19 protein-coding genes and 1 tRNA gene are annotated in these 25,972 nt (G+C 63.5%); 9 read left to right on the plus strand and 11 right to left on the minus strand.

The window, feature by feature from the left end; translation table 11 throughout:
• Window positions 1-158 precede the first annotated feature (158 nt).
• Entirely contained in the window at window positions 159-1,010 is an 852-nt protein-coding gene (locus AACH55_RS03565; RefSeq protein ID WP_338720158.1) for a LysR family transcriptional regulator, read from the minus strand.
• A 197-nt stretch (window positions 1,011-1,207) separates the two neighbouring features.
• Between AACH55_RS03565 and AACH55_RS03570 the strand changes: the two genes are divergently transcribed.
• From AACH55_RS03570 to AACH55_RS03595, 6 genes are all read left to right on the plus strand, one after another.
• The gene (locus AACH55_RS03570; RefSeq protein WP_338718047.1) at window positions 1,208-1,816 is read left to right on the plus strand and encodes an isochorismatase family protein; all 609 of its coding nucleotides are present in this window, start codon (window positions 1,208-1,210) and stop codon (window positions 1,814-1,816) included.
• A 397-nt stretch (window positions 1,817-2,213) separates the two neighbouring features.
• A complete protein-coding gene (locus tag AACH55_RS03575; protein WP_338718048.1) occupies window positions 2,214-2,843 on the plus strand; it encodes a nucleoside/nucleotide kinase family protein in 630 nt (209 codons plus the stop codon).
• Between the two features lie 73 nt (window positions 2,844-2,916).
• Window positions 2,917-3,867, plus strand: a complete 951-nt coding sequence (locus tag AACH55_RS03580; protein WP_338718049.1) for an ABC transporter substrate-binding protein — start codon at window positions 2,917-2,919, stop codon at window positions 3,865-3,867.
• 124 nt (window positions 3,868-3,991) lie between these two features.
• Window positions 3,992-5,584 (plus strand): sugar ABC transporter ATP-binding protein, encoded by a 1,593-nt coding sequence (locus tag AACH55_RS03585; RefSeq protein ID WP_338718050.1) that lies wholly within the window; start codon window positions 3,992-3,994, stop codon window positions 5,582-5,584.
• Window positions 5,585-5,586: 2 nt separating this feature from the next.
• On the plus strand, window positions 5,587-6,603 hold the full coding sequence (locus AACH55_RS03590) for a ribose ABC transporter permease (protein WP_338718051.1): 1,017 nt from the start codon (window positions 5,587-5,589) through the stop codon (window positions 6,601-6,603).
• Between the two features lie 26 nt (window positions 6,604-6,629).
• Window positions 6,630-7,820, plus strand: coding sequence for an AGE family epimerase/isomerase (locus AACH55_RS03595; protein WP_338720160.1), 1,191 nt, complete (start codon window positions 6,630-6,632; stop codon window positions 7,818-7,820).
• A 90-nt stretch (window positions 7,821-7,910) separates the two neighbouring features.
• On the opposite strand, the gene AACH55_RS03600 is transcribed toward AACH55_RS03595, so the two are convergent.
• The 6 genes from AACH55_RS03600 to AACH55_RS03625 all read right to left on the minus strand — a co-directional run bounded on the left by AACH55_RS03600 (window position 7,911) and on the right by AACH55_RS03625 (window position 17,702).
• Complete coding sequence (locus AACH55_RS03600; protein WP_338718052.1) at window positions 7,911-9,068, minus strand: HNH endonuclease; 1,158 nt, start codon at window positions 9,066-9,068, stop codon at window positions 7,911-7,913.
• Window positions 9,042-9,118 (minus strand) — tRNA-Met (locus AACH55_RS03605). Before AACH55_RS03605 ends, AACH55_RS03600 begins: the two co-directional genes overlap by 27 nt.
• 91 nt (window positions 9,119-9,209) lie before the next feature.
• Window positions 9,210-10,166, minus strand: coding sequence for a tRNA (adenosine(37)-N6)-dimethylallyltransferase MiaA (gene miaA, locus AACH55_RS03610; protein ID WP_338718053.1), 957 nt, complete (start codon window positions 10,164-10,166; stop codon window positions 9,210-9,212).
• Between the two features lie 10 nt (window positions 10,167-10,176).
• Window positions 10,177-12,135, minus strand: a complete 1,959-nt coding sequence (mutL, locus tag AACH55_RS03615) for a DNA mismatch repair endonuclease MutL (RefSeq protein ID WP_338718054.1) — start codon at window positions 12,133-12,135, stop codon at window positions 10,177-10,179.
• Between the two features lie 132 nt (window positions 12,136-12,267).
• A complete protein-coding gene (locus AACH55_RS03620) occupies window positions 12,268-14,241 on the minus strand; it encodes a Cache 3/Cache 2 fusion domain-containing protein (RefSeq protein WP_338718055.1) in 1,974 nt (657 codons plus the stop codon).
• A 443-nt stretch (window positions 14,242-14,684) separates the two neighbouring features.
• Entirely contained in the window at window positions 14,685-17,702 is a 3,018-nt protein-coding gene (locus tag AACH55_RS03625) for a bifunctional diguanylate cyclase/phosphodiesterase (protein ID WP_338718056.1), read from the minus strand.
• Window positions 17,703-18,202: 500 nt separating this feature from the next.
• Between AACH55_RS03625 and AACH55_RS03630 the strand changes: the two genes are divergently transcribed.
• The gene (locus AACH55_RS03630) at window positions 18,203-18,865 is read left to right on the plus strand and encodes a VTT domain-containing protein (RefSeq protein ID WP_338720162.1); all 663 of its coding nucleotides are present in this window, start codon (window positions 18,203-18,205) and stop codon (window positions 18,863-18,865) included.
• A 93-nt stretch (window positions 18,866-18,958) separates the two neighbouring features.
• Here AACH55_RS03630 and AACH55_RS03635 read toward each other — a convergent pair whose 3' ends face one another.
• Window positions 18,959-20,320 carry an N-acetylmuramoyl-L-alanine amidase gene (locus AACH55_RS03635; protein WP_338718057.1) on the minus strand — a complete coding sequence of 454 codons (1,362 nt, stop codon included), beginning with the start codon at window positions 20,318-20,320 and terminating at the stop codon, window positions 18,959-18,961.
• Window positions 20,284-20,790, minus strand: coding sequence for a tRNA (adenosine(37)-N6)-threonylcarbamoyltransferase complex ATPase subunit type 1 TsaE (tsaE, locus tag AACH55_RS03640; RefSeq protein ID WP_338718058.1), 507 nt, complete (start codon window positions 20,788-20,790; stop codon window positions 20,284-20,286). Before tsaE ends, AACH55_RS03635 begins: the two co-directional genes overlap by 37 nt.
• Window positions 20,791-20,836: 46 nt before the next feature.
• Here tsaE and queG point away from each other — a divergent pair, with 46 nt between their 5' ends.
• Together queG and AACH55_RS03650 are read left to right on the plus strand one after the other, a co-directional pair.
• Entirely contained in the window at window positions 20,837-21,994 is a 1,158-nt protein-coding gene (queG, locus tag AACH55_RS03645; protein ID WP_338718059.1) for a tRNA epoxyqueuosine(34) reductase QueG, read from the plus strand.
• Between the two features lie 26 nt (window positions 21,995-22,020).
• Window positions 22,021-24,435, plus strand: coding sequence for a penicillin acylase family protein (locus AACH55_RS03650; protein ID WP_338718060.1), 2,415 nt, complete (start codon window positions 22,021-22,023; stop codon window positions 24,433-24,435).
• Window positions 24,436-24,460: 25 nt separating this feature from the next.
• Here AACH55_RS03650 and AACH55_RS03655 read toward each other — a convergent pair whose 3' ends face one another.
• On the minus strand, window positions 24,461-25,351 hold the full coding sequence (locus AACH55_RS03655) for an AEC family transporter (RefSeq protein ID WP_338718061.1): 891 nt from the start codon (window positions 25,349-25,351) through the stop codon (window positions 24,461-24,463).
• Between the two features lie 4 nt (window positions 25,352-25,355).
• Window positions 25,356-25,946 (minus strand): response regulator, encoded by a 591-nt coding sequence (locus AACH55_RS03660; protein ID WP_338718062.1) that lies wholly within the window; start codon window positions 25,944-25,946, stop codon window positions 25,356-25,358.
• Window positions 25,947-25,972: the final 26 nt, after the last annotated feature.

A 25,972-nucleotide genomic window follows, 5' to 3' on the forward strand; every position in this document is an offset into this window, starting at 1 on the left:
CATGGAACATGCGCGCGCCGGCGAGGAGGAGGGCGGCGGGCCGCTGGAGGTGCTGCTGCAGCGGGGGAGGAGCCCATCCCCGAAGGTTCGCGATTATAGCACCGCGAGGCCCGTCCGGCCGCGCCCGGAGCGCGCCGGTGCTGTCCTGGCGGCAAGTCTCACAGCTCTGCGCAGCAGTCCTGCAGCCACGCCAGCACCGCACGCAGCCGGGGCAGTGCCTTCAGATCGCGGTGGAACACCGCCCACAACTCGCGCTGCAGCTGTGGCGCGGACTCCACAGTCTGCAACTCCGGCGCCAGCAGATAGCTCGGCAGCAATGCCAGCCCCACCCCGGCGCGCGCGGCCATGCACTGCGCCACCAGGCTGGTGCTGCGAAAGCGCACCGGGTTGCCGGCGGCATGGTCGGCGATCCAGCGCGTCTCGGGGATGTCCGGCACGCCATCGTCATAGGCCACGAAGGGCGTCGATCTGGGGGCACACCGCCATCGCGCCACATGGTCGGCCGTTCCGCACAGATAAAAACGCACCGCGCCCAGTGGCCGCGCGATCAGTTCGCCATCCTGCGGCTTGCCGAAGCGCAGCGCGAGATCGGCTTCGCGCCGGGCCAGGCTCAAGGTCTGGTGGCCCATCGCAAATTCCACGTCCAGCGCCGGCCATTGCTGCAGCAGAGCGGGCAGGCGCGGTGCCAGGAACAGGGTGCCGATGGCATCGGTGCAGGCCAGGCGCAGCTTGCCTTCCAGCCGCAGATCGCCACCGGCCAGAGTGCGTGCCAGTTGCCGGGTCTGGTCCTGCATGGCGCGCGCGGCACTGAGGACGCTTTCGCCCAGCCGGGTCAGTTCCACATCCTCGGCGCGGCGGAGGAACAGGGGCGCCTGCAAGGATGCTTCGAGCTGCTGCAGGCGGCGGCCGATGGTGGCGTGCGTCACCCCGAGCGCACGCGCCGCGCCGGACAGGCTGCCGGCGTCGATAAAGGCGGCGAAGCTGCGCAGGCTTTCCCAGTCGGCATCCAGGGCGGCGCGCAGGGACTGGGGGGAGGCCGGACGCTGGTTACTGGTGGGCGCTGTTAATTTTTTCACAGGAGCATGGCGATTTTGATGAATGGTGGTGCAAATTTTATCGGACTAAGATGGCTCGTCTCTGTGCGTTTCTGATCAGCGCAGCCATTTTTCTGACTTTCCTCGATCTTTTTTTAACAAGGAGCCTCCCCATGTCCTCCCCCCAGACACTGATCCAGATTGCCGGTGGCAGCGCGCGCGCCGCCACCTGGCAAGAAGCCGTCCTGCTCATCATTGACCACCAGACCGAATACACTACCGGCCGCGCCCCGCTGGCCGGCATCGATGCAGCGGTGGCCCAGATCGCCGCGCTGCTGCGCCAGGCCCGTGCCGCCGGCGCTCCGGTGATCCACGTGGTGCATCACGGCAAGCCGGGCGGTGCCATGTTCGATCCGCAGGGTCCGCATGTGGCCATCATCGAGGGCGTGCAGCCCGAGCCGGGCGAACTGGTGCTGCCCAAGAGCCTGCCGAACTCATTTGCCGGTACCACGCTGGATGAAGCCCTGAAGAAGACCGGCCGCAAGTCCCTGATCGTGGCCGGCTTCGCCACCCACATGTGCGTGAGCGCGACCGTGCGCTCGGCGCTGGACCACGGTTATGCCTGCACCGTGGTCGCTGCCGCCTGCGCTACCCGTGACCTGCCGGACCCGCTGGGTGGCGCACCGGTCAAGGCCGCCGACATCCAGCGCGTGGCGCTGACCGAGCTGGCCGACCGCTATGCCACCGTGGTGGCGGACGCGGCGGCGCTGGCGGCAGTCTGATCGTCGTCAGCGGCTCTTTACATCGTGCAGCGCAAGGATGCTACCTGATCGCTAGCATCCTTTTTTCATGGCGTTGACTTATTCATAAGCAGATCGGTTTCGGGAAAACTCCAAGAAAATTTCATCACGTTAATCGCAAGGATCTAGCAATAATTAGAAATTAGCCATGAATATTCAGGAGCACTGAAATTCAGGAGACAGAATCGCTTAGTTTGTCGGCTTTCCGAAATTCGCTCATAGCCTCCTGCGACCGGCACGCCAGCCGCCTGCAGTGCGGCCGATGGGCGGGACGAGCGCAACAGCAGACCTTGCTGTTGTGCTGCATTTCAATAAAGAGCGCGCATGCTGCGTGCGGATGGCCCAGCGGGCGATCCTTAGAAAAAGGAATGAGTCGACCATGATTCCCGCCGTCTTCAGCGACAGGCTCACGTCCATGCTGGCCAGCGGCCGGCGCACGATACTCGGCATTGCCGGCCCGCCCGGCAGCGGCAAGTCCACGCTGGCCCAGGCATTGCTTGAGCATGTCCACACCCGGGGGCAGACCCGGGCCGTGATGTTGCCCATGGATGGCTATCACCTCGCCAATGCCGAGCTGGCACGGCTGGGGCGCGCTACCCGCAAGGGCGCCGAGGACACTTTCGACAGCGCCGGTTATGTCCACCTGCTGTCACGCTTGCGCCAGCAGAGCGCCGAGGAAGTCATCTATGCTCCGCAGTTCCTGCGTGAGATCGAAGAAGCCATTGCCGGCAGCATCGCCATCCCGCCCGAGACACAGCTCATCATCACCGAAGGCAACTACCTGCTGCTGGACCGGGGCCACTGGTCGCGCGTGCGGCCGCTGCTCGATGAGGTGTGGTATGTCGATGTCGATCCGGCGCTGCGGCTGCAGCGGCTGATCGCACGCCACGTGCAGTTCGGCCGCAGCCCTGCCGAGGCCGAGGCCTGGGTGATGGGCAGTGATGAGGTCAACGCTGCCCTGATCGGGACCACGCGCGCTCGCGCCGACAAGATTTTTCGCTGGGGCTGAGGACCCCGGCGTGAATGCATCAAAAAAAGCAGTCACCATCCCCCTCAAACTTCCAACAAGAACGGAGACAAGCATGATCCAGAAATCCCTCGCCATCGCCTGCGCCACCCTGTCGCTGGCTGCCGTCACCGCCCCCTCGCACGCTGCCGACAAGCCCCTGAAATCGGTCGGCGTCACCTTGGGCGACCTCGCCAATCCCTTCTTCGTGGCCATCGCCAAGGGAGCCGAGAGCGGTGCGCACAAGATCAATCCCGACGCCAAGGTCACCGTGGTCTCTTCCAAGTACGACCTCAACACCCAGGTCGGACAGATCGAGAACTTCATCGCCAACAAGGTCGACATGATCGTCCTCAATGCGGCCGACTCCAAAGGCATCGGCCCGGCCGTCAAGAAAGCCAAGAAGGCCGGCATCGTCGTGGTGGCCGTGGACGTGGCCGCTGAAGGCGCGGACGTGACCGTCATGTCGGACAACACCATGGCCGGTGCCGAGTCCTGCAAGTTCATCGCCGACAAGCTGCAGGGCAAGGGCAACGTGGTCATCGTCAACGGCCCGCCGGTGTCGGCAGTGATGGATCGCGTCACCGGCTGCAAGGCCGAGTTCAAGAAGTCGCCCGGCATCAAGATCCTCTCCGACAACCAGAACGCCGGTGGCAGCCGCGATGGCGGCATGACCACCATGTCCAACCTGCTGGCCGCGCAAGGCAAGATCGATGGTGTCTTTGCCATCAATGACCCCACCGCCATCGGTGCCGAGCTGGCCATCCGCCAGGCCAGGCGCAGCGACATCAAGGTCATCACCGGCGTGGATGGCGCCCCTGACGCCGAACGCGCGCTCAAGGACAGCAAGTCGCTCTTCGCCGCCTCCCCCGCGCAGGACCCGTATGGCATGGCCGCCGAGAGCGTGGCCATCGGCTATCAGGTGATGAATGGCCGCGCCCCCGAGAAGCCGGTCAAGCTGCTGCCCGTCAAGCTGATCACGCGCGACAACGTGGCCGACTACAAGGGCTGGGTGCCGGCCAACTGAGGCCGCTGCACGCACACCGGCGCGCCCTGAACATCAGCGCGCCGGTGCAAGAGTCCCCGCCGTCCAGGGCCTGCCCCTGCTGCGGGACGAGCTTGCCGCAAGGTGGCTGCTTTCTTCGATTGCCATGACTTCCACTCCTCTTCTCCAGATGACCGGCATCAGCAAGTCCTTCGGGGCTACACGTGCGCTGTCGGACATGCATCTGACCATCCGCCCCGGCGAGATCCACGCCCTCATGGGCGAGAACGGTGCCGGCAAGAGCACGCTCATGAAAGTGCTCTCCGGCGTACACGCGCCCGACAGCGGGCAGATCCTGCTGGACGGCCACCCTGTCTCGCTGCGTGATCCCGGTGCCAGCCGCGCCGCCGGCATCAACCTGATCTATCAGGAACTGGCGGTGGCGCCCAACATCAGCGTGGCGGCCAATATCTTCATGGGCAGCGAACTGCGCACCCGCTGGGGGCTGATCGACCACGCCGCCATGCGCAAGCGCACCGATGCCGTGCTGGCACAACTGGGTGCGAGCTTCCGCGCTTCGGACCGCGCCGGACGCCTCTCCATTGCGGAACAGCAGCAGGTCGAGATCGCCCGCGCGCTGGTGCATCGCAGCCGCATCGTCATCATGGATGAACCGACGGCAGCGCTCTCCGAACGTGAAACCGAACATCTCTTCGGCGTGGTGCGGCGCCTGCGCGATGAAGGCCTGGCCATCATCTACATCAGCCATCGCATGGCCGAGGTGTATGCCCTCGCTGACCGCGTAACGGTATTGCGCGATGGCAGTTTCGTCGGCGAGCTGTCACGCGAGGAGATCGATTCCGAGCGCATCGTGCAGATGATGGTGGGGCGCTCGCTGGGCGAGTTCTACCAGCACAGCCGCCTGACTCCCGAACAGGCGGCCGCGCTGCCCACGGTGCTGCAGGTGAAGGACCTGGCGGGAGGCAAGGTCAAGCCCTCCAGCTTCGCGGTCCGCGCGGGCGAGGTGCTGGGCTTTGCCGGACTGGTCGGCGCCGGACGTACCGAGCTGGCGCGATTGCTGTTCGGTGCCGATCCGCGCAGTGGCGGCCATCTCCTTCTGGAGGGCAAGGCCGTAAAGATCGACGAGCCGCGCGCGGCCATGCGCGCCGGCATTGCCTACGTGCCGGAAGACCGCAAGGGCCAGGGCCTGTTCCTACAGATGGCCGTGGGCGCCAACGCCACCATGAACGTGGCGGGCCGCCACAGCCGCATGGGCCTGATGCGCAGGCGCGCGCTCGATGGTGTGGCGCGCGGGGCTATCCAGCGCCTGAACGTCAAGGTCGCGCATCCCGAAGTGGCCGTGGGCAAACTCTCCGGAGGCAACCAGCAGAAGGTCCTGCTGGCGCGCTGGCTGGAAATCGCACCCAAGGTATTGATCCTGGACGAGCCCACGCGCGGTGTGGATATCTATGCCAAGAGCGAGATCTATCAACTTGTCCACAAGCTGGCCGAACAGGGCGTGGCCGTGGTGGTCATCTCCAGCGAACTGCCGGAAGTGATCGGCATCTGCGATCGCGTGCTGGTCATGCGCGAGGGCGCCATCACCGGTGAACTCGCGGGCGCGGCCATCACCCAGGAAGCCATCATGCATCTGGCCACCGATACGGCCGGCATGCATGCCGCGCATGCAGGTGGCGCAACTGCGCCTGCTATGGCGCATACGGCGATGCATCCTTCTCCTTCTTCCCATTCCTTCTAGTCATGGCTCACCCAACTTCTCTGCACAACAACGACGCACCTGCGCGTTCCTCTTCGACGGCTTCGCAATGGCTGCTGCACCGGCTGGGCATGCTGCCGGTGCTGGTGGTGCTGTACCTGCTGTTCTATGCGCTGACGATCTATCTCAGCGGCGACGGCAGCTCCAACTTCGCCACCGCCGAAAACACCATGAACATCCTGCGCCAGGTCGCCATCAATCTGGTGCTGGCGGCTGGCATGACCTTCGTCATCCTCACTGCCGGCATCGACCTGTCGGTCGGCTCGGTGCTGGCGGTCTCGGCGGTGCTGGGCATGCAGGTATCGCTGAGCGCCGCGCCCGGTTGGTCGATCCCCATGTTCATCGTCTCGGGCTTGCTGATGGGCATGGTCAATGGCGCGATGGTGGCCTTCCTCAACATCAACGCCTTCGTCGTGACGCTGGGCACCATGACCGCCTTCCGGGGTGCAGCCTATCTGCTGGCCGATGGCACCACGGTCTTGAACAATGACATCCCCAGCTTCGAGTGGATCGGCAATGGCGACTTCCTGCACGTGCCCTGGCTGATCTGGGTGGCCGTGGCGGTGGTGCTGCTGTCGTGGGTGATCCTGCGCAAGACCGTGCTGGGCATGCATATCTATGCCATTGGCGGCAACCTGCAGGCGGCGCGCCTGACCGGCATTCGCGTTGGGCTGGTGCTGCTGTTCGTGTATTCGATCAGCGGCTTGTTCTCGGGCCTGGCCGGCGCCATGTCGGCCAGCCGGTTGTATGGCGCCAACGGCAACTGGGGCAGCGGCTACGAACTCGATGCGATTGCCGCCGTGGTGCTGGGTGGCACCAGCCTCATGGGCGGCGTGGGCACGATCTGGGGCACGGTGGTCGGTGCGCTCATCATCGGTGTGATGAACAACGGGCTGACCATTCTTGGGTTGTCCTCGTTCTGGCAATACGTGGCCAAGGGCGCGGTGATCGTGCTGGCCGTGATCCTCGATAAATGGCGCCAGAAGGATGCGACCCAATGACTTCCTCTTCGCAGACCGGAACCACCATGACCCTTCCCGACGTCGAAAGCTGCCGCTTCCTGCAGGCGCACGTGGCCGATACGCTGGCCTTCTACGACCGCCATGCCATCGATCCGCAGGGTGGTTTCTTCCATTACCTGAAGGACGATGGCAGCGTCTATGAGCGCAGCCATCGCCACCTGGTCAGCGCCACGCGGCTGGTGTTCACGCAGTCCATGGCTTATCTGCATACCGGGCAGGCGCGTTATCTGGAGCAGGCGCGCCATGCACTGGCGCATCTGGAGCGCTTCCGCCATGTGCAGGGTCCGCTGGCCGGTCTCTATGCGTGGACGCTGCGTGATGGCCAGATCGAGGATGGCACGGTGATGGCTTATGGTCAGGCTTTCGTGCTGTTGGCGATGGCGCATGCGCATCGCATCGGCCTGTGCGATGCGCAGCAGGTGGCGCTGGCCTATGAGCGCATGGAGACGGCCTTCTTCGAGCCTGCCCATCAGGCGTATGCCGACGAGATCACGCCGGACGGCGAGCTGATCACCTATCGCGGCCAGAACGCCAACATGCACATGTGCGAAGCCTGCCTGGCCGCCCATGCGGCGACAGGACGCGCGGTCTATCTGGAACGGGCGCAGTTGCTGATCGAGCGTTTTGTCTTCGGGCTGGCACGGCAATCGCAGGATCTGGTGTGGGAGCATTACCGCCAGGACTGGTCGCCGGACCACGACTACAACCGCGGCAACCGCGACAACATCTTCAAGCCCTGGGGTTTCCAGACCGGGCACCAGACCGAGTGGGCCAAGCTCTTGCTGATCGCTCATGCACAGGAACCGCGCCCGGCCTATGTAAGCCGCGCCGCCGAATTGCAGAATGCGGCCTGGCGATATGGATGGGATGCGCAGCATGGCGGGCTGATCTATGGATTCGATCCGGACATGCAGCCCTATGACACGGACAAGTATTTCTGGGTCCAGGCCGAGTCATTCGCCAGTGCGTGGCGGTTGTGGCGCGTGACGGGAGATGACATTTTCCGGCAGCAGTATCACGCCATCTGGGCGTGGAGCTGGGCGCACATGGTGGATCACCATCATGGAGCCTGGTTCCGTATTCTGGCTGCCGATGGCAGCAAGATGGAAGATACCAAGTCGCCGGCTGGGAAGGTGGACTATCACACCATGGGGGCTTGTTGGGATGTGATGGAGGTGGGTGGGTTGCGGGAGTGACTAATTCACTCCCGGATATGCCAGGTCGAGCTAGGCAGGCTGTTCTGGATATATGGTTTAGCGCTAAATGGAGCGATCAATCTTGTGGCGCTATTCTTCTAATCCAAAGATCTGCCGATGCACCGCGAGGTACTTCTGATTCTCTGCCCTAAGAGGAAGAACGATCTCTCTATGAATATTTAATGCACGTGCGTCTTGCTCGGAGAGGTGAGGGCTAATTAATATTTTTCCGGTTGTATCAAAACTGATTAAACCTTTGTCGAACAGTCGATCAATATGAACTGCAAAGAGGAATCCGTTGTAAGGATCTAGCTTTTCTTCATCGGAAGAAACCGCCCACGGTTTGATGTGACTTGCAATGAGGAGATCCGAATTTTGAATATCTGTTATAGGACAGTTGCGCCAGAGATTGAGTAAATCTTTCCTGAAGCGCCCTTGGCCTATACGTGCTTCTCGCAGTGCTTGTTTAGTAGTTTGCGACGACGCTCTTCTTTGTTGCGACGGTGGCGAGCTAAGGTGTAGTGATGTGGTGCAAATTGCTTCTTCTTGATCTCCCGCTAGGCGTAGTAAATCAATGCCCGCGTCGAGCGGCAGCGAAGCCATATAGCCCTGAAAGATACTCCCAGTTTTTGTCACGACGCGAGGCTTACAGCGTTCGTTATATCGTTCCTTGAATGACTCGAGGATATCGCCTTCTATGCTAATAGGAGGTTCTAGTTTGAAAAACTCAACATCAACTTGCCGCCCTTTAGCATCCCATTCTGTAAACGTGCCGGTGGATGGTTGTGCTGCCTCATAGGCATCTTGTTTTGCTACAGCGATATAGGCAATTTTGCGGTCCACATTACAGAAGATCACGTCGCCTGCGTTCACGGTTGCTACCGAATCCCAATGGCTAAACCGTTTCGTACGGACTACTCCCTTAGCAGTTAGCTTCTCGCTGTGTAGGGGTGCCCAGAGAAACTGTCCTTCGATAGCTTCTGTATGCGATTTGCCAATATTGACCCAGAAAAACTTCAACTCTTTCCCCATTTCTTCTCCCTTTTTCTCGAGAATATTCGAGTTTTGGGTTTTTAGGGGAGAGAAATCCTGCTGTAAATAGGACGAGAAGTTGAGGAAATCGGCGGCGAGAACAAAACAAAAAACCCGCCCTTCTTTCGAAGAGGCGGGTTTTTCGGACGGCGCCGCATACGCATGATTGCACATGCAGCGACGGGTATCTGGTGGTGATAGGTGGACTTGAACCACCGACCCCAGCATTATGAGTGCTGTGCTCTAACCAGCTGAGCTATATCACCAGGAGGCAAGCCCGAGACTATAGAGGTCTGCGAGGTGTCTGTCAATACTTTTTCTGCATTTCACTTTATTTTTATCCACAGGCGCGCCAGCTCATCCGCTGCGCCGTTCCTGCAGCGCCTGCTGCACCCGCGCCAGTACTTCTGCCGTCGCCTCCGGGCGGTTGCAGTCGATGATGATGCGCTCGGGCATGGAGCGCAGCCAGGTCAGCTGGCGCTTGGCCAGCTGGCGGGTGGCGGCGATGCCCTTTTCGCGCAGGGCGGTGGCGTCGATGCTGCCGTCCAGGTATTCCCACATCTGGCGATAGCCCACGCAACGCATCGAAGGCAAGCCCAGATGCAGGTCACCCCTGGCGCGCAGGGCGGTCACCTCGCGCTCCAGCGCGCCACCGCGCAGCATCAGGTCAAAGCGCAACGCGATACGCTCGTGCAGGACCGCACGATCAGCAGGTTCCAGCGCCAAGGGCAGCATCTCGAAGGGCAGCGTCTCCGGCGCCTTCTGCGACAGCAGCGAGGACATGGGCTGACCGGTCAGCAGCGTGATCTCCAGCGCACGCTGGATGCGCTGGCTGTCGGTTGGCTTCAGGCGCGCCGCCGTCACCGGGTCCAGCGTGGCCAGGCGCGCGTGCAGGGCGGGCACGCCGAGGCGGGCGGCTTCTTCGTCCAGCTGCGCGCGCAGGGCCGGGTCGGCTTGCGGCAACTCGTCCAGGCCATCACGCAATACCTTGAAGTAGAGCATGGTGCCGCCCACCAGCAAGGGCAGCTTGCCGCGCCCGGCAATCTCCAGCGTGAGGCGCAGCGCATCCTGGCGGAATTGCATGGCCGAGTACGCCTCGGTGGGATCGATGATGTCGATCAGGTGGTGCGGTACGGCGGCCAGCTCTTGCGGGCTGGGCTTGGCGGTGCCGATGTCCATCCCGCGATAGACCAGGGCCGAATCGACGGAAATGATTTCGCAGGGCAGGTGGCGGGCAATCTCCAGCGCGGCGGCCGTCTTGCCGGACGCGGTGGGGCCCATGATGGCCACGGCCAGGGGCAGGCGCTGGGTCATCGCACTATCCTTACTGGCCACGCAGGAAGAGCTTGTCCAGATCCGACAGGCCCATCTGGGTCCAGGTCGGGCGGCCATGGTTGCACTGGTCGGACCGCTCGGTGGCTTCCATCTGGCGCAGCAGCGCATTCATCTCGGGCAGCGTCAGGCTGCGGTTGGCCCGCACGGCAGTGTGGCAGGCCAGGGTGCCGAGCAGCTCGTTGCGGCGCTCCAGCAGCACGCGCGAGCCGCCGTATTCGCGCACATCGCGCAGCACGTCGCGGGCCAGGGTCTGGGCATCGGCATTCTTCAACAGCGCGGGAACGGCACGCACGGCCAGCGTGGTGGGCGACATCACGGCAATGTCGAAGCCCAGGGCCGACAGCGTTTCCTGATGCTCTTCCACCGTGCCCACCTCGACCGGATCGGCATAGAAAGTGACGGGAATCAACAGCGGCTGCACGAACATCTCGTTGCCATCCAGCGCATTCTTGAGCTGCTCGTAGAGGATGCGTTCATGGGCGGCATGCATGTCCACCACCACCAGGCCGGCCTGGTTCTGCGCCAGCACGTAGATGCCATGCAGTTGCGCCAGCGCGAAGCCGAGCGGGAAGTCGCCCTCGGGCAAGGGCGCTGCCGATGGCGATGCCTCCGCGCTGAAGTTGCCCGTCATGCGGTTGTCGCTGGCAGAGCTGCCGCCATCCGTCTGGGCGGCCGGTTCGCTGCGGAACATGTTGCCGTAGGCCGCACGGTCCTGGCGGATGCCGAAACCACCGCTGCCTTGTCCGCTATGGCCGGCAAAGGAGAAGGGACGCGGCTGTTCGGCGAACTGGGCGGAGAAGCTCTGCTGTTTCTGTTCGCGCATCCACGGCAGCGGGGCATTGGGTCCGCTCGCGGATGCGGGTGTGTCCCCGGCGGTCTCGGCCTGCTGCTGCGGCAGATTGCCGAAGGAGACGGCGGAGGTCTGTGCCAGCGTGCGCGAGACCGCATGGAAGACGAACTGGTGCACCGCGCGGCTATCCCGGAAACGCACTTCGATTTTGGAAGGATGCACGTTCACGTCCACCAGTGCGGGGTCCAGCGTGAGCGAAAGCGCATAGGCCGGATAGCGATCTCCGTGCAGCACGTCCTGATAGGCTGCGCGCACGGCGTGGGTGAGCAGCTTGTCGCGCACGAAGCGGCCGTTGACGTAGAAGTACTGGCCATCGGCGCGCGCCTTCGATGCCGTGGGCAGGCCGACGAAGCCGTGCAGGCGCAGGGGGCCGGCGCTTTCGTCGAGGGGCAGGCGGGCATTGGCGAATTCGTCGCCGAGGATGTGGGCGCTACGCTTGGCGAATTCGCCGACGTTCCAGTGATCGACTGTCTTGCCGTTGTGCGAGAGCGAGAAGCTCACGTCCGGACGCGCCAGTGCAATGCGGCGCACGACCTCGGCGCAGTGGCCGTATTCGGTCTGTTCGGACTTGAGGAATTTGCGCCGCGCGGGCGTGTTGAAATACAAATCCTGCACGTCGATGGTGGTGCCTTGCGCTCCCGAGGCCGGGGCCACGGTACCAAATTGGGAGCCGGTGATTGCCCACGCATGGGGCGCATCGGCAGTGCGGCTGGTGACCGTCAGCTGGGCCACCGAGGCGATGGAGGCCAGCGCTTCGCCACGAAAGCCCAGCGTGGAGACATTCTCCAGGTCGGTCAGCGAGGCGATCTTGGAGGTGGCATGGCGGGCCAGCGCCAGCGGCAATTGTTCCGGTGGAATGCCGCGTCCGTTGTCGGTGATGGCGATGCGCTTGACGCCGCCTTGCTCCAGACGCACGGTGATCTGGGTAGAGCCGGCATCGAGTGCGTTCTCCAGCAATTCCTTGACGACCGCAGAGGGACGTTCGATCACCTCGCCCGCGGCAATCTGCGAGATCAGCTGATCGGGCAGGGCTTGGATGGGGCGATGAGTCGGTGTGACGGTCGGGTCGGAAGCGGGGGACGAGTGCGGTGCGTTCATGGCGGGATTATACCGCCGCCGCCTGGAGCCGGATGTGACGAAGCCGCCCGCAGGCGGCTTCTGGTCAGGTTGCCGGATCAGTTTTCGGTCGGGCAATCAGGAGATTGCCTTCCTGAAAACGATATAAATGATTTACAGGCGGAAGGTGCTGACCGCCGCCGCCAGACGCTCGGCCTGCTGCTGCAGCGATTGTGCGGCTGCCGCTGCCTGTTCCACCAGGGCCGCGTTCTGCTGAGTGCTCTCATCCATCTGGGCGATGGCGCGGTTGATCTGGTCGATGCCTTCGCTCTGCTCGCGGCTGGCAGTGGTGATTTCGCTGATGACGGTGGAAACGCGCTGCACGCTGGCCACCACGTCATTCATGGTGTTGCCGGCCTGGGCCACCAGCTGGCCGCCACCGGCCACGGTCTGCACCGAGGCGTCGATCAGTTCCTTGATTTCCTTGGCGGCCGAGGCGCTGCGCTGGGCCAGCGTGCGCACTTCGGTGGCCACCACCGCAAAGCCGCGTCCCTGCTCGCCGGCGCGCGCTGCTTCCACGGCCGCGTTCAGTGCCAGGATGTTGGTCTGGAAGGCGATGCCGTCGATCACGCTGATGATGTCGACGATGCGTTGCGAGGAGCTGTTGATGGCGTCCATGGTCTGTACCACCTGGCCGACCACTTCGCCGCCGTGGCTGGCGACTTCCGAGGCGGAACCGGCCAGCTCATCGGCTTGAATCGCGTTGGCGGCATTCTGCTTCACGGTCGAGGTCAGCTCTTCCATGGCCGAGGCGGTTTCTTCCAGTGCGCCGGCCTGCTGCTCGGTGCGCGAGGACAGATTGAGGTTGCCGGCTGCGATCTCGCTGGCGGCGGTGTTGATTTCTTCGGTACCTGCGCGCACGCTGGAAACCACTTCCGACAGGCCCATGCTGATGCCGTTGAAGGCGCCCATCAGGCGGCCGATTTCATCACTGCTGTGCACGTGCAGGCGGGTGGTGAGGTCGCCACCGGCAATGCGGTCGGCCGCCTCGCACACCGCATCCAGCGGACGCGTGACCATGCGGTTGATCATCACCGTCAGCAGCGCGCCCAGCACCGCCAGGAACAGCAGCCCCAGGCCGATGTAGAGATTGCGCATCGAGTTGACTTCGCGGGTGATCTCATCGACCGCCGCTTCGCCCACGATGACCCAGTTCCACGGTGCATAGTGGGTGAAGACTGCGATCTTCTGACGGCCATCGCTGCCGGTGTAGCGCAGCTGGCCTTCCTTCTGCTGCACCAGGGTCTTGATGTAGGTGTCGCCGCCGGCATCCTTGGCCTCGATCAGGTTGCCGCCTTCTTCCTTGCCCTCGCGCGGGGCGCCGGCGATCATCACGCCCTGGTCCTTGCCCTCGCGCCCGTTGAGCGCGTAGAAGTTGCCGGTCTCGCCGATCTTGAGCGACTTGATCTGGTCCTTCAGCGCCTTGACGTCGGCCGAGATGTCGATGCCCACGTAGAGCGCGGCGATGAGCTGGCCGGCGTCGTTCTTGATGGGGACGTACTTGGTGATGTACTGCTTGCCGAACAGCGTGGCCAGGCCGCTATAGGCCTTGTCGGACTTCAGCGCCGCATAGCCGGGATGGGCGCGGTCGAGCAGGGTGCCGACGGCGCGTTCGCCGTTTTCTTTCTTGACGGAAGTGGACACGCGCACGAAGTCATCGCCGGTCTTGGCGAAGATGGTGGCGGTCACGCCGGTGCGGGCGGTGAAACGGTCGGGAATGGTGAAGTCCATGTTCAGCTCGCGGCCGTCGTTGGACAGCACCGGCGTAGCGCGGTCGCCGATCTGCACGGTGCGGCCCTCGTCCAGCGCCAGCTTGCCGAATTCCTTGTCGAACATGGTGGAGAAGCGGTCCACCTGGCTGTTCACGGAACGGTCGAAGATGCCGACCATGTTGGCCACGCCGCGCGCATCGTTGCCCATCTGTTCGATGGAGCGGTTTTCTACCATGCGCGAGGCGGAGTAGGTGATCAGCATCAGCGCGATCACGAAGACGATACCCACCAGGGCGACCGTCATGGCAGTCAGTTTTGCACCGACCGAACGATGAAAAATGGATGCGCCGCGCGCACCGGACAATTCATTAGCCATGGCTATTCTTGTTCTTGAAAATAAAAGGTGTGGAAGTGCAAATACCGTACCAAAGACCATCCGGGAGTGATGGCACCTGCTGCTTGCGCATTTCGCGCGCCATCGTTTCCCTCTGTGTTTCCAGCATCCGGAAAGTCCTGCAGTACTGCGCCTGCGAACCGATGACAGGCGGGCCAGAGGGTGGCGTGCTGCATCGGATTGCCGAAACGGCAATGCAACGTGGTCGCAAACGTCGTGGGCCGCCTCAAGGGAGGTCCAACGTCAGTGCTGAAATCACGGTACCTGCGGGGGAGAACGTCAGTATATCGTCAGGAATTTGCGCTACATCAAAATACTTCGAATGTTTGCGCTCACATTCAACTGTGCTGTTGTTTTTCCAGCGGGAAAGTGCTTTTTCGGCATGAGATTCCTCGTCGTCTCGTCATTGCGGTTTTCCCTGCGCTTCAACTTTCCTGTGCTTGCTGCGTTCCTGCTTGTGGGGGCGGATCGCCGCGGTAATTGCGTACCCACTTTTCCAGTTGATCGGCCGACATCGGCCGCGAAAAATAATAGCCCTGTGCCACATCGCAGCCCTGGTTCTTGAGCAGCTGGTACTGGTCGGCATCCTCGACGCCCTCGGCCACCACGACCAGCCTGAGGCTTTCGCCGATGCGGATGACGGCATTGGTCAAGGCGCTGACCGCCTCATCCTTGGCCATGTCGCGCACGAAGCTCTGGTCCAGCTTGAGTTCGGAGACCGGCAGCTTGCGCAGGTAGCCGAGACTGGAATAACCGGTGCCGAAGTCATCCATGGCCAGCGGGATGCCCAGCGCATGCACGGCGGCGATGGTCTGGCTGGTGCTGGGGTTGGTGTCCATGAGCACGGTCTCGGTGATTTCCAGGGTGAGGTCGGTCGGCGCCAGGCTGTAGCGCCGCAGCAGGCCGGTGACGAACTGCGGCAGTTCGAGATCGTGGAAGTTGGTGGCCGACAGGTTCACCGAGATCGATGGCACCTGGATGCCGCGCCGCCGCCAGTCCGACAGCTGGAAGCAGGCTTCCTCCAGCGCCCACTTGCCCAGCTCGCCGATCAGACCGCACTCCTCGGCAATCGGGATGAAGCGGCCCGGCGCGATCTGGCCCAGTTGCGGGTCATGCCAGCGGGCCAGCGCTTCCACGCCATGCAGGCTGTGGTCGCGCAGCCTGATCTGCGGCTGGAAGTGCAGCTCGAAAAGGCCGCCCCGCAGGGCATTGCGCAGGGCGCTTTCCAGGGCCAGGCGTTCCTGGGCGAGGCTGTTCATCTCTTCGCTGAAGAAGCTGAAACGGCCGCGGTTGACGGCCTTGGCCTGGTACATGGCGATGTCGGCGCGATGCAGCAGGGTCTCGATATCGTGGCCGTTGTCGGGGAAGATCGCCACGCCGATGCTGGCCGAGGGATTCAGGGGCGTGCCGTTGATGTGGCAGGGCATGGCCAGGCGCTCCTGGATGCGCTTGACCACTTCGGTCAGGTGTTCGGTGTGGTAGTGGGTCAGCACCACCACGAATTCGTCGCCCGAGAGCCGCCCCACGATGTCCGAGCGCCGCGCCTGTGACTGCAGGCGGGTGGCCACCGTGCGCAGCAGTTCGTCGCCGGCCTGGTGGCCCAGCGAATCGTTGACCTGCTTGAAGCGGTCCAGGTCGATGAACATCACCGCCACCGTGCTGCCATTGCGGTCGGCCGAGGCGATGGCCTGGCCCGCCTGTACCAGCAAGAGGCTGCGGTTGGGCAGGCCGGTGAGCGAATCATAAAAGGCCAGTTGATGGATGCGTGCACGTGAGGCTTCGCGCTCGATGGCCAGCGCACACAGGTGCAGGCCGGCATCCACCAGCAAGTGGTGGAAGGTGCTGGGCTGGCGCGGCCGCCGATAGTAGAAGGCGAAGGTACCGATGACCTTGCCATCGGCCGACTTGATCGGGGTCGACCAGCAGGCCTGCAGATCGTGGCTCAGGGCCAGTTCCTTGTACTCGGCCCAACGCGGATCGGTGGCGATCTCTTCGACGATCACGCTCTGGCCGGTATAGGCGGCACTGCCGCAGGAGCCCACCAGCGGGCCGATCTGGAGGCCCTCGATGGCGCGCGAGTAGGCCTCCGGCAGACTGGGGCCGGCCAGGGTGTGCAGGCGCCCCTGTTCGTCCACGCGCAGCACCGAGGCGATCACCTCGGGGGCGACCCGCTCGATTTCCTCGCACAGCAGGTTCATCTGCTCGGGCAGCGAAGAGTCACGGGCCATGGCATTGAGCACGCGGTACTGCAAGACTTCGTGGACCTTGGTATTGGTGATGTCGGTCATCACGCAGACGGCATTGATGAGCTTGCCTTCCCCATCGAGGATGGGATTGACCACCGCCGAGATCCAGACCGGCTGCTCCTGCATATCGTGGATCAGTTCTTCGGTATGGAAGCTGTGGCCTTGCAGCAGCTCGCCGTGACAGCGCTCGATGGACTTGACGAAGCTAGGATGGCTGGAGAACAGGTCACCTGGCTGCTTGCCGATCACCTGCTGGCTCTGGAAGCCCAGCATGCGGGTAAAACCGGTGTTGTGAAAGACGATGCGGTTCTGCTCGTCGGTGATGAGCACCGCATTGTCGGTCTCGTTGATGCCCAGTGAGAGCAGATGCAGGTGCTCGCGGTCGCTCTTCTCGCGGGTGACCCGGTAGGTCACGTCATTGCCGATGCAGATCACCCGCTCGGCCTGGCCATGCGGGTTGAGCAGGGGCGAGTAGGTGGCTTCCCACCAGATCGTGCGACCGCTGCGGGTGCGGCGCGGGAAGCGGCCGGAGAAGAAACGGCCATTGCAGACATCGCGCCAGAAGGCTGCGTACTCCTCGCTGGCGGCGTAATCGGCAGAACACAATACGCTGTGGGGCTGGCCGATCAGGTCTTCGGCCAGGTATTCCATGGTCTTGAGGTAGTTGCGGTTGGCCGCCAGGATCAGCCCTTGCGGTGAGAGTTCCACCACGCCCAGCGAGCGGTTCAGAGCGGTCAGCACATTGTTGCTGTGGCGCGAATCATCGAGGTGGGCACTGATGTCGGCGGCCACCGAGATCACCTTCAGCAACTGGCCGCTGGCGTCCAGGACCGGACTGCACAGCGCTTCCAGCCAGACCGTGGTGCCATCGATACGACATCGCTGCAGGGTGCCGGAGATCACCTCGCCCTGGTACAGGTGCTGCCAGAAGCGCTGGTAATCCTCGGTCTCGGCATAGAAGGGATCGCACAGCATGCGGTGATGCTGGCCCACCACTTCATGGCGCTGATAACCCAGCATGGAGAGGAAATTGTCGTTGGCATCGAGGATCGTGCCATCGGCGGCGAATTCGAGAATGGCCATGGAGCGCCACAAGGCGCCCATCAGCGCCTCGCGTTCTGCCTCGTGCGGGCGCAGCTGATCACATTGCTGCGATGGATGATCGAACTGGCCCACGAATGACTCCTGGCTCCCCATACAGCGCCCCCTCTGGCCGGTAATGACGCCTGGCGCGTCTTGCCTCATGCAGTGCGGCGTGATAAACGCCCGGCTCCCCGTGACTTTTTACCCTGTCCCTTCAGCCGCGTATGACCTGCCCCGGCGCGGCGACCCGCTACGCCGGAGAGCGCAATTCATGCGCTGCCCTGCATATTTGGGCCTGGAAAACTGAAGGAACCTGACGTTGATCATATGCCAAATCCTTCCGGTTGTGCTTATGGCGCGGGCTGGTTTGCGGTGAGATGCAACAGGATTGCGAGTTTGCGTGAGGATCGTCTTCTGCTGCTCCTCTGGCTTTTTATCGACGGCTGGCCGGGCTTCTTGAGTCGGGCCGGAGGGAGTGTTGTATGATGCCGGCGCAGGTTCGGGAGCGCGCCTGGCTTGCGCGATGTTTCTCCGGCTGCGTTGCAGAGGGGTAACATCCGGCCACGCGGCGACGGGGAGCCCGGGCCTTGATGAACCACCAACGATTGGGCTTTATGGATTATCTGCAGTTGCTGGACGTGCTGGTGCACGTGGACAAATACCTGGGGGTTCTCATCGAGCAGTACGGCACGCTGATTTATGCAGTGCTGTTCCTGATCGTGTTCCTGGAAACCGGGCTGGTGGTCCTGCCCTTCCTGCCGGGCGATTCGCTGCTTTTCATCGCCGGTACCTTCTGTGCCACGGGGGCCATGGACATCTGGCTGCTGACGGGGCTGCTGGTGGCGGCGGCGGTGGGGGGCAATACGCTCAACTACTGGATCGGCGGATGGGTGGGGCAGCGTGTCTATACCCACCATTACCGCTGGCTCAATCCGGAGGCCCTGCGCAAGACCCACGCCTTCTACGAAAAACACGGCGGCAAGACCATCGTGATCGCCCGCTTCACGCCCATCGTGCGCAGCTTTGCGCCCTTCATCGCCGGGGTCTCGGCCATGAGCTTTGCCCGCTTCCAGCTCTTCAACGTGCTGGGCGCCTTCCTGTGGGTGGTGGGGCTGGTGGTGCTGGGCTACCTGTTCGGCAATATCCCGGTGGTGCAGCAGAACCTCAATACGCTGGTCCTCGTCGGCCTCATCGGCGCCATCATCCCCATCGTGCTGGGCGTGCTGTGGCAGCTGTGGCGCAAGCTGCGCGGCAAGCGCAAGGTCAGCAACGCCTGATGTCCGCGTCCCTGGCAGGGCGCACCCGACAAAAAACCCGGCCTGCAAAAAGCAGTACCGGGTTTTTTGTTGTGTGTCGGCCAGGACCGGGATTCAGGTCAGGCGATTCTTGGCCAGCGGCGGATTCTTGGCGAAGTAATTGCGGATGCCGGTCAGGATGGCATCGGCCATCTGTTCCTGGTAGTGCTCGTCGGTGAGCTTGGCTTCTTCTTCCGGGTTGGAGATGAAGGCCGTCTCGATCAGGATGCTGGGGATGTCCGGTGCCTTCAGCACGGCAAAGCCGGCCTGTTCCACTGCGCCCTTGTGCAGCTTGTTGATGCCGCCGATTTCCTTGAGGACCGCATTGCCCACGCGCAGGCTGTCATTGATCTGCGCCGTGGTGGAGAGGTCCAGCAGGACGCTGGCCAACTGGCGGTCATGGGTCTTGATGTTGACCCCGCCGATCAGGTCGGCCGAGTTTTCCTTGTTGGCCAGCCAGCGCGCGGCCGTGGAGCTGGCGCCCTTCTCCGACAGGGCGAACACCGAGGAGCCGCGTGCGGTCGGTTGCACGAAGGCATCCGCATGGATGGAGACGAACAGGTCGGCCTGCACCTTGCGCGCCTTGACCACGCGCTGGCCCAGGGGCACGAAAAAGTCGGCGTCACGGGTGAGCATGACGCGCATGTTGGGGTGTTGCTCGATCTTGCGTTTCAGGCGCCGCGCGATGGACAGCACCACGTCCTTCTCGCGGTTGCCGCGCGCACCCGTGGCGCCGGGATCTTCGCCGCCGTGGCCGGGGTCCAGCGCGATGGTGATCATGCGGGTCATCTGCATGCGCGGATCGTCCGGCACCGCCTTGGGATTGCGCTCGGTCTTGTCTTCCGGCTGCGGCTTGATCTCGGCCAGCGGGGCCGGATCGGGTTTGGGCGGGCTCGCCGGGGCCTGCGCCAGCGGCGGGCTGGCGGGGGTTTCCTTGTTCCAGTCGCCCTTCTGGATCAGGGCGGCGATCGGGTCTTGCGGATTGGTCGGATAGAGGTCGATGACGAAGCGGTACTTGTACTCGCCCACCGGCGCCAGGGTGAAGACCTGCGGCTTGATCTCGTCCTTCAGGTCGAACACCAGGCGCACCACGCCGGGCCGGTTCTGGCCCACGCGCACCTGCTTGATGTACGGGTCGTTGGGCTGGATCTTGGCCACCAGGTCCTTCAGGGTGCTATTCAGGTCGATACCCTCGATATCGACCACCAGGCGATCCGGGTTCTTGACCACGAAGTGCGTGACCTTCAGGTCGCTGTCGTTTTCCAGCGTGACGCGGGTGTAGTCGTCGGACGGCCAGACGCGCACGGCCAGGATCTGCGAGGCCATGGCGGGCAGCGGTGTGATGACGGAGACGAACAGCGCGCCGCCGGCTTTGAGGATGGTGCGGCGGGTTTTGGACTTCACAGATTGGGAGCGAATTTCAGGCGAGCGAGGCATTGATGACCCTTGTCGGACAACGCACGCAATTCTACATCACGACCGTCTCCTGCAAGCGACAGGTTGACGTGTATGTCCGGTGGCGGCAACACCGGATCGCCCTTTTCGGGCCATTCGACGATACAGACGGAGTTTTCGTTGAAATGTTCACGAAAACCGGCATCGAGGAATTCTTCCGGGCTGGCCATGCGGTACAGATCGAAGTGGATGACTGTTACCATGCGGCCTGCGAAGGAAACTTCATAAGGCTCCGCCAACGTGTAGGTCGGGCTCTTGACCCGACCCTGATAGCCCGCCGCATGCAGCAGGGCGCGTGTGAGCGCGGTCTTGCCCGCCCCGAGGTCGCCATGCAGGTAGATCGCCAGGCCCGGCGCCAGCACCTGCGCCAGGTCGGCGCCCAGGCGCGCGGTGGCGGCTTCGTCGGGCAGGTGGAGGTGGAGTCGCTGCAGGTTCATGCTGTTCTGGGTCATCCGGGATGGTTCGTTACAAGGTTCTAGTCTGAAGGTTCAAGCGCTCATGTCCATTCACCCCATGCCAGCCGATCCGGCCGCGCGCACTGCCCTCGCCGATCCCGCCGGTCTGGCGGCGCTGGCCGTCGCCATCAAGGCCTGGGGCAGGGAGCTGGGGTTTGCCGAAGTGCGCATCGCCGATGTCGACCTGGCGCACCGCGAGGCGGGCTTCCAGGCCTGGCTGGACAAGGGTTACCACGGCGAGATGGATTATATGGCAAGCCACGGCCTGAAACGGGCACGCCCGGCCGAACTGGTGCCGGGCACGGTGCGCGTGGTCAGCGTGCGCATGCCTTACCTGCCGGCCGCCGCCGATCCGGACCAGCCCGATCAGCCCGACTGGCGCGCCCGCGAAGAAGCGCGCAGCGCCGATCCGACCGCCGCCCAGGTCTCGATCTATGCGCGTGGACGCGATTACCACAAGGTCTTGCGCGCCCGCCTGCAGCAACTGGCCACCCGCATCGAAGGCCAGATCGGCCCCTTCGGCTACCGCGTCTTCACCGATTCGGCCCCGGTCATGGAAGTGGCGCTGGCCGAGAAGGCCGGACTGGGCTGGCGCGGCAAGCATACGCTGCTGCTGCATCGCGAGGCCGGCTCGATGTTCTTCCTGGGCGAGATGCTGACCGACCTGCCGCTGCCGGTGGATGAACCGGTCACCTCGCACTGCGGCCAGTGCAGCGCCTGCATCACGGCCTGCCCGACCGGCGCCATCGTCGCGCCTTACGAACTGGATGCGCGGCGCTGCATTTCCTATCTCACCATCGAACTCAAGGGCAGCATCCCCGACGACCTGCGGCCGCTGATCGGCAACCGCATCTACGGTTGCGACGACTGCCAGCTCTACTGCCCCTGGAACAAGTTTGCCCAGCGCGCCAGCCTGCCGGACTTCGATCCGCGCCATGGGCTCGATAGCGCCAGCCTGGTCGATCTGTTCGGCTGGAGCGAAGAAGAATTCCTGAAAAACACCGAAGGCAGCGCCATCCGCCGCATTGGCCACGAACGCTGGCTGCGCAACCTGGCCGTGGGTTTGGGCAATGCCGCCGATTCAGCGTCACACCGGGGCGATGCCGCCATCGTGGCCGCGCTGCGTGCGCGCTTGTCCCATCCTTCAGCGCTGGTGACCGAGCATGTGGCTTGGGCGCTGGCCCGTCATGGAGTATCGTGAACCTTCCAACCAGGTAGGAGAATGTCATGCCCAGATCGAATCGCGCAGTCCTGCTGGCCGTGAGCCTGCTGCTGGCATCCAGCGTGCAGGCCGCACCGACGCAAACCATCGCCATCCCCGGCCTCAAGCAGCGTGCAGAAATTCTCGTCGACCGCTGGGGCGTGCCTCACATCTACGCCGCCAGCGAGCGCGATACCTTCTTCATGCAGGGCTTCAATGCCGCCCGTGACCGGCTGTTCCAGATCGACCTGTGGCGTCGGCGCGGGCTGGGCCAGCTCTCCGAAGTATTCGGTCCGGCCTATCTGGCGCAGGATCGCGCGACCCGCCTGTTCCTCTACCGTGGCGACATGCGGCGCGAATGGGCTGCCTATGGTCCCGATGCGCAAACCGTGGCGGAGGCCTTCGTGGAAGGTATCAATGCCTATATCGATTACCTCTCCCTGCATCAGGAAAAACTGCCCTACGAATTCCGCCAGTTGGGCTATCTGCCCGCCAAATGGCAGGCCGAGGATGTGGTGCGCATCCGCAGTCACGGCCTCACGCGCAACCTGCAAAGCGAAGTGGCGCGCGCCAAGGTGGCCTGCGCGGCCGATCTGAAATCCGATGAAATCCGCTCCGGCCTGACCCCGCCCTGGACCGCGCAGATGCCCGAGGGCCTGGACCCGTGCCTGCCCAAAGACCTGCTGCAGGTCTTTACGCTGGCCACGCAAGGCGTGCGGATCACCAGGGAGAGTCTGAACGCCGCCACCACTGCAGGCGACAGCCAGCTGGTGCGCATCGAGCCGGCCGTCAATCCGGAAGAGACCATGGAGGGCAGCAACAACTGGGTCATCGCCCCCGCGAAGTCGGCCACCGGCCGCGCCATCATGGCCAACGATCCGCATCGCGCCTATTCGGCCCCGTCGCTGCGCTACATCGCGCACCTGAGCGCGCCGGGCCTGAACGTCATCGGCGCGGGTGAGCCGGCCTTGCCGGGCATCTCCATCGGCCACAACGGCAGCATCGCCTTCGGCCTGACCATCTTCAACATCGATCAGGAAGACCTCTACGTCTACCAGCTCAATCCCGACAATCCACAGCAATACCGCTATCAGGGCCGGTGGGAATCGATGCGCGTGCTGCATGAACCGGTGCGCATCAAGAACGGCGCGCCCGCCGTGGCCGACCTGAGTTTCACGCGCCATGGTCCGGTGATCTACGTCGATCAGGCCAGACACCTGGCCTATGCGGTGCGGTCGGGCTGGCTGGAGCCGGGCATGTCGCCTTACTTCGGCAGCATCGCCTACATGCGCACGCGCAATTTCAGGGATTTCAAGCAATCCATGCTGAACTGGGGCGCGCCCACCGAGAACCAGGTCTATGCCGATACCAAGGGCAACATTGGCTGGGTGCCGGGCGGGCTGGCACCGAAGCGGCCCAACTGGGACGGGCTGTTGCCGGTGCCGGGTGACGGGCGATATGAATGGTCCGGTTTCTGGCGTGGCGACCAGCTGCCCTCGTCCTACAATCCGGCGCAGGGCTGGTTTGCCTCGGCCAATCAGATGAATCTTCCTGCCGATTTTCCCTACCGCGAGCGCAAGCTGGGTTTCGAGTGGACCAACAATTCGCGCTTCACCCGCATCAGCGAAGTGCTGGCCAGCCTGCCCAAGGTCTCGCTGCAGGATTCGATGCGTCTGCAGAATGATGATCTGGCCATTCCCGCACGCCGCCTGGCCGCCTTGCTCAAGCCCTTGTCCTCCGATGACGCCGACACCCGCGCTGCGCTGGCCATGTTGGGCCAGTGGGATTATGTGGAACGCAGCGACTCTGCACCGCCGGCGCTCTACGAAGTCTGGCTCTCGCGCCATCTTGGCAAGGCCTTCAAGGAGGCCTTGCTCTCCAAGGCAGCGGCCGATGCCATGGGAGCACCCGATACCGCCGTGCTGCTCGATACGCTGGAAAACCCGGTACCCGCCTTCGGCGCTGATGCGCAACAGGCACGCGCGCGGCGCGATCAGCTGCTGCTCGCAAGTCTTGGTGGTGCCTGGGCCGAACTGGTCAAACTGCAAGGCGCTGATGCGTCGCAATGGCAATGGGGCAAGCTGCATCACGCGCTGATGGCGCATCCGCTGGCCGAGGTAGTCGATGAAGCCACGCGCAAGAAACTTAACGTCGGCCCCATGCCCAAGCATGGCGGCGCTTATTCGCCCAACCAGTCGACCTATCGCGTCAATGATTTTCGCCAGACCAATGGACCGTCCTTCCGCGTGGTGGTGGACGTGGGCCGCTGGGACAATTCCTGGGCCGTCAATGCGCCGGGACAGTCAGGCGATCCGGACAGTCCGCATTACCGCGACCTGGCCGACAAGTGGCTCAAGGGCGAATATTTCCCGCTGCTGTATTCACGCGCGGCCATCGAGAAGGTCACCGAGCAGCGCATCGTGGCGCAGCCCGCGCGCTAAGGCGCACGGCGGCCGCGAGGCGGGATCAGTGCACCAGCGCCAGCCAGACCGGAATGGTCAGCGCCGAGAACAGCGTGCCGATGGAAATGAGGAAGGCCGTGAAGGGACCATTGCCGCCCATGCGCGCGGCCAGGATGTAGGCGCTGGAGGCCGTGGGCAGGCTGCAGAACAGCACCACGATGCGCCATTGCAGCGGTGGCAGCTGCAGTTGCATGCCGATCAGGTAAGCCGCCAGCGGCACCGCGCAGAGCTTGATGAAGAGGAACCAGCCCACCACCGGCTTGCTCTCTTTCAGGCCCGACAGCCGCAGTCCGGCCCCGACCATCAGCAGGCCCAGCGCAATGGAGGCCGCGCCCAGACGCGAGAGCACCACGCTGGCCACTTCAGGCAAGTGCAGCCCTAGTGCAGAAAACGTCAACCCGCCAGCGGTCGCCACCAGCAAGGGATTGCGGGCCAGCTCGCGCAGCAGGTTGCCGTTTTTCGCGGCCAGCGCGTGGACTGCCGCGATATTGCACAGGGGCACGCCAAAGCCCAGCAGGATGGCCATCAGGCCCGCGCCTTCTTCGCCGGCCATGCGGGTAGCCAGCGCCAGCGCGATATACGAATTGAATCGATAAGCGCATTGCATGCCCGACTCATAGGTCATGGGCGTGGCACGCAGCAGCGGCTTGCCCAGCCAGGTCAGCGCGATGCCCGTCACCAGGGCGGCCACGCCCGTGCCGACCATGCCGCCCGTGACGGACAGGTCGACCTTCAGGCGCGCGGTGGAATAGAAAAGAAGTGCCGGAAAGAGGATGAAATAGACCAGTTTTTCCATGCCGGCCCAGAATTCGTCGCCCCATCCCGAGACGCGATAGATCAGCAGGCCCAGCGCGATGAGGCTGAAGTCCGGCAGCAGGAGGTTGAGGATTTCCACGTGCTTACTTCAGCAGACGCGCCAGCTCGACGGCGGTCTTGACGTTCATCTTGTCGAAGATATGGGCGCGATGGACTTCGACGGTACGCATGCTGATGCCCAGCTCATCGGCGATGACCTTGTTCATCTTGCCGGCCAGGATCAGGTCCAGCACCTCGCGCTCGCGTGCGGAGAGCGCCGTCAGGCGGCTTTGCACGGCATCTTCGGCACCGCCTGCGCGCGAATTTTCCAGCGCTTCCAGTACGCGGTCCATCAACTGGTTGTCGTTGAAGGGTTTTTCGAAGAAATCGAAGGCGCCGTTTTTCAGCATGTCCACCGCCATGGGCACATCGCCGTGGCCGGTGAGGAAGATCACCGGACGCCGGTGCAACAGGCCGCGCGTCTTCAGTTCATTGAACAGCGCCACGCCACTGGTGCCGGGCATGCGCACGTCCAGCAGCAGGCATTCGCCCTCGGCATCGATGCCGTTGGCCTGGGCCAGCGCGCCCAGCACGGCGGCGCCGCTTTCATAGGCGGTGGCGGCGATGTTGCGCGAGCGCGCCAGCCAGGTCAGCGAATCGCGGATGATTTCTTCGTCGTCGACTATGTGCAGCATCGGTGTGCAGGGCGGGATTCCAGAAT

Origin of the sequence: Herbaspirillum sp. DW155 (genome assembly GCF_037076565.1) — a bacterium.
In the GTDB taxonomy this organism is placed as follows: domain Bacteria; phylum Pseudomonadota; class Gammaproteobacteria; order Burkholderiales; family Burkholderiaceae_D; genus Herbaspirillum.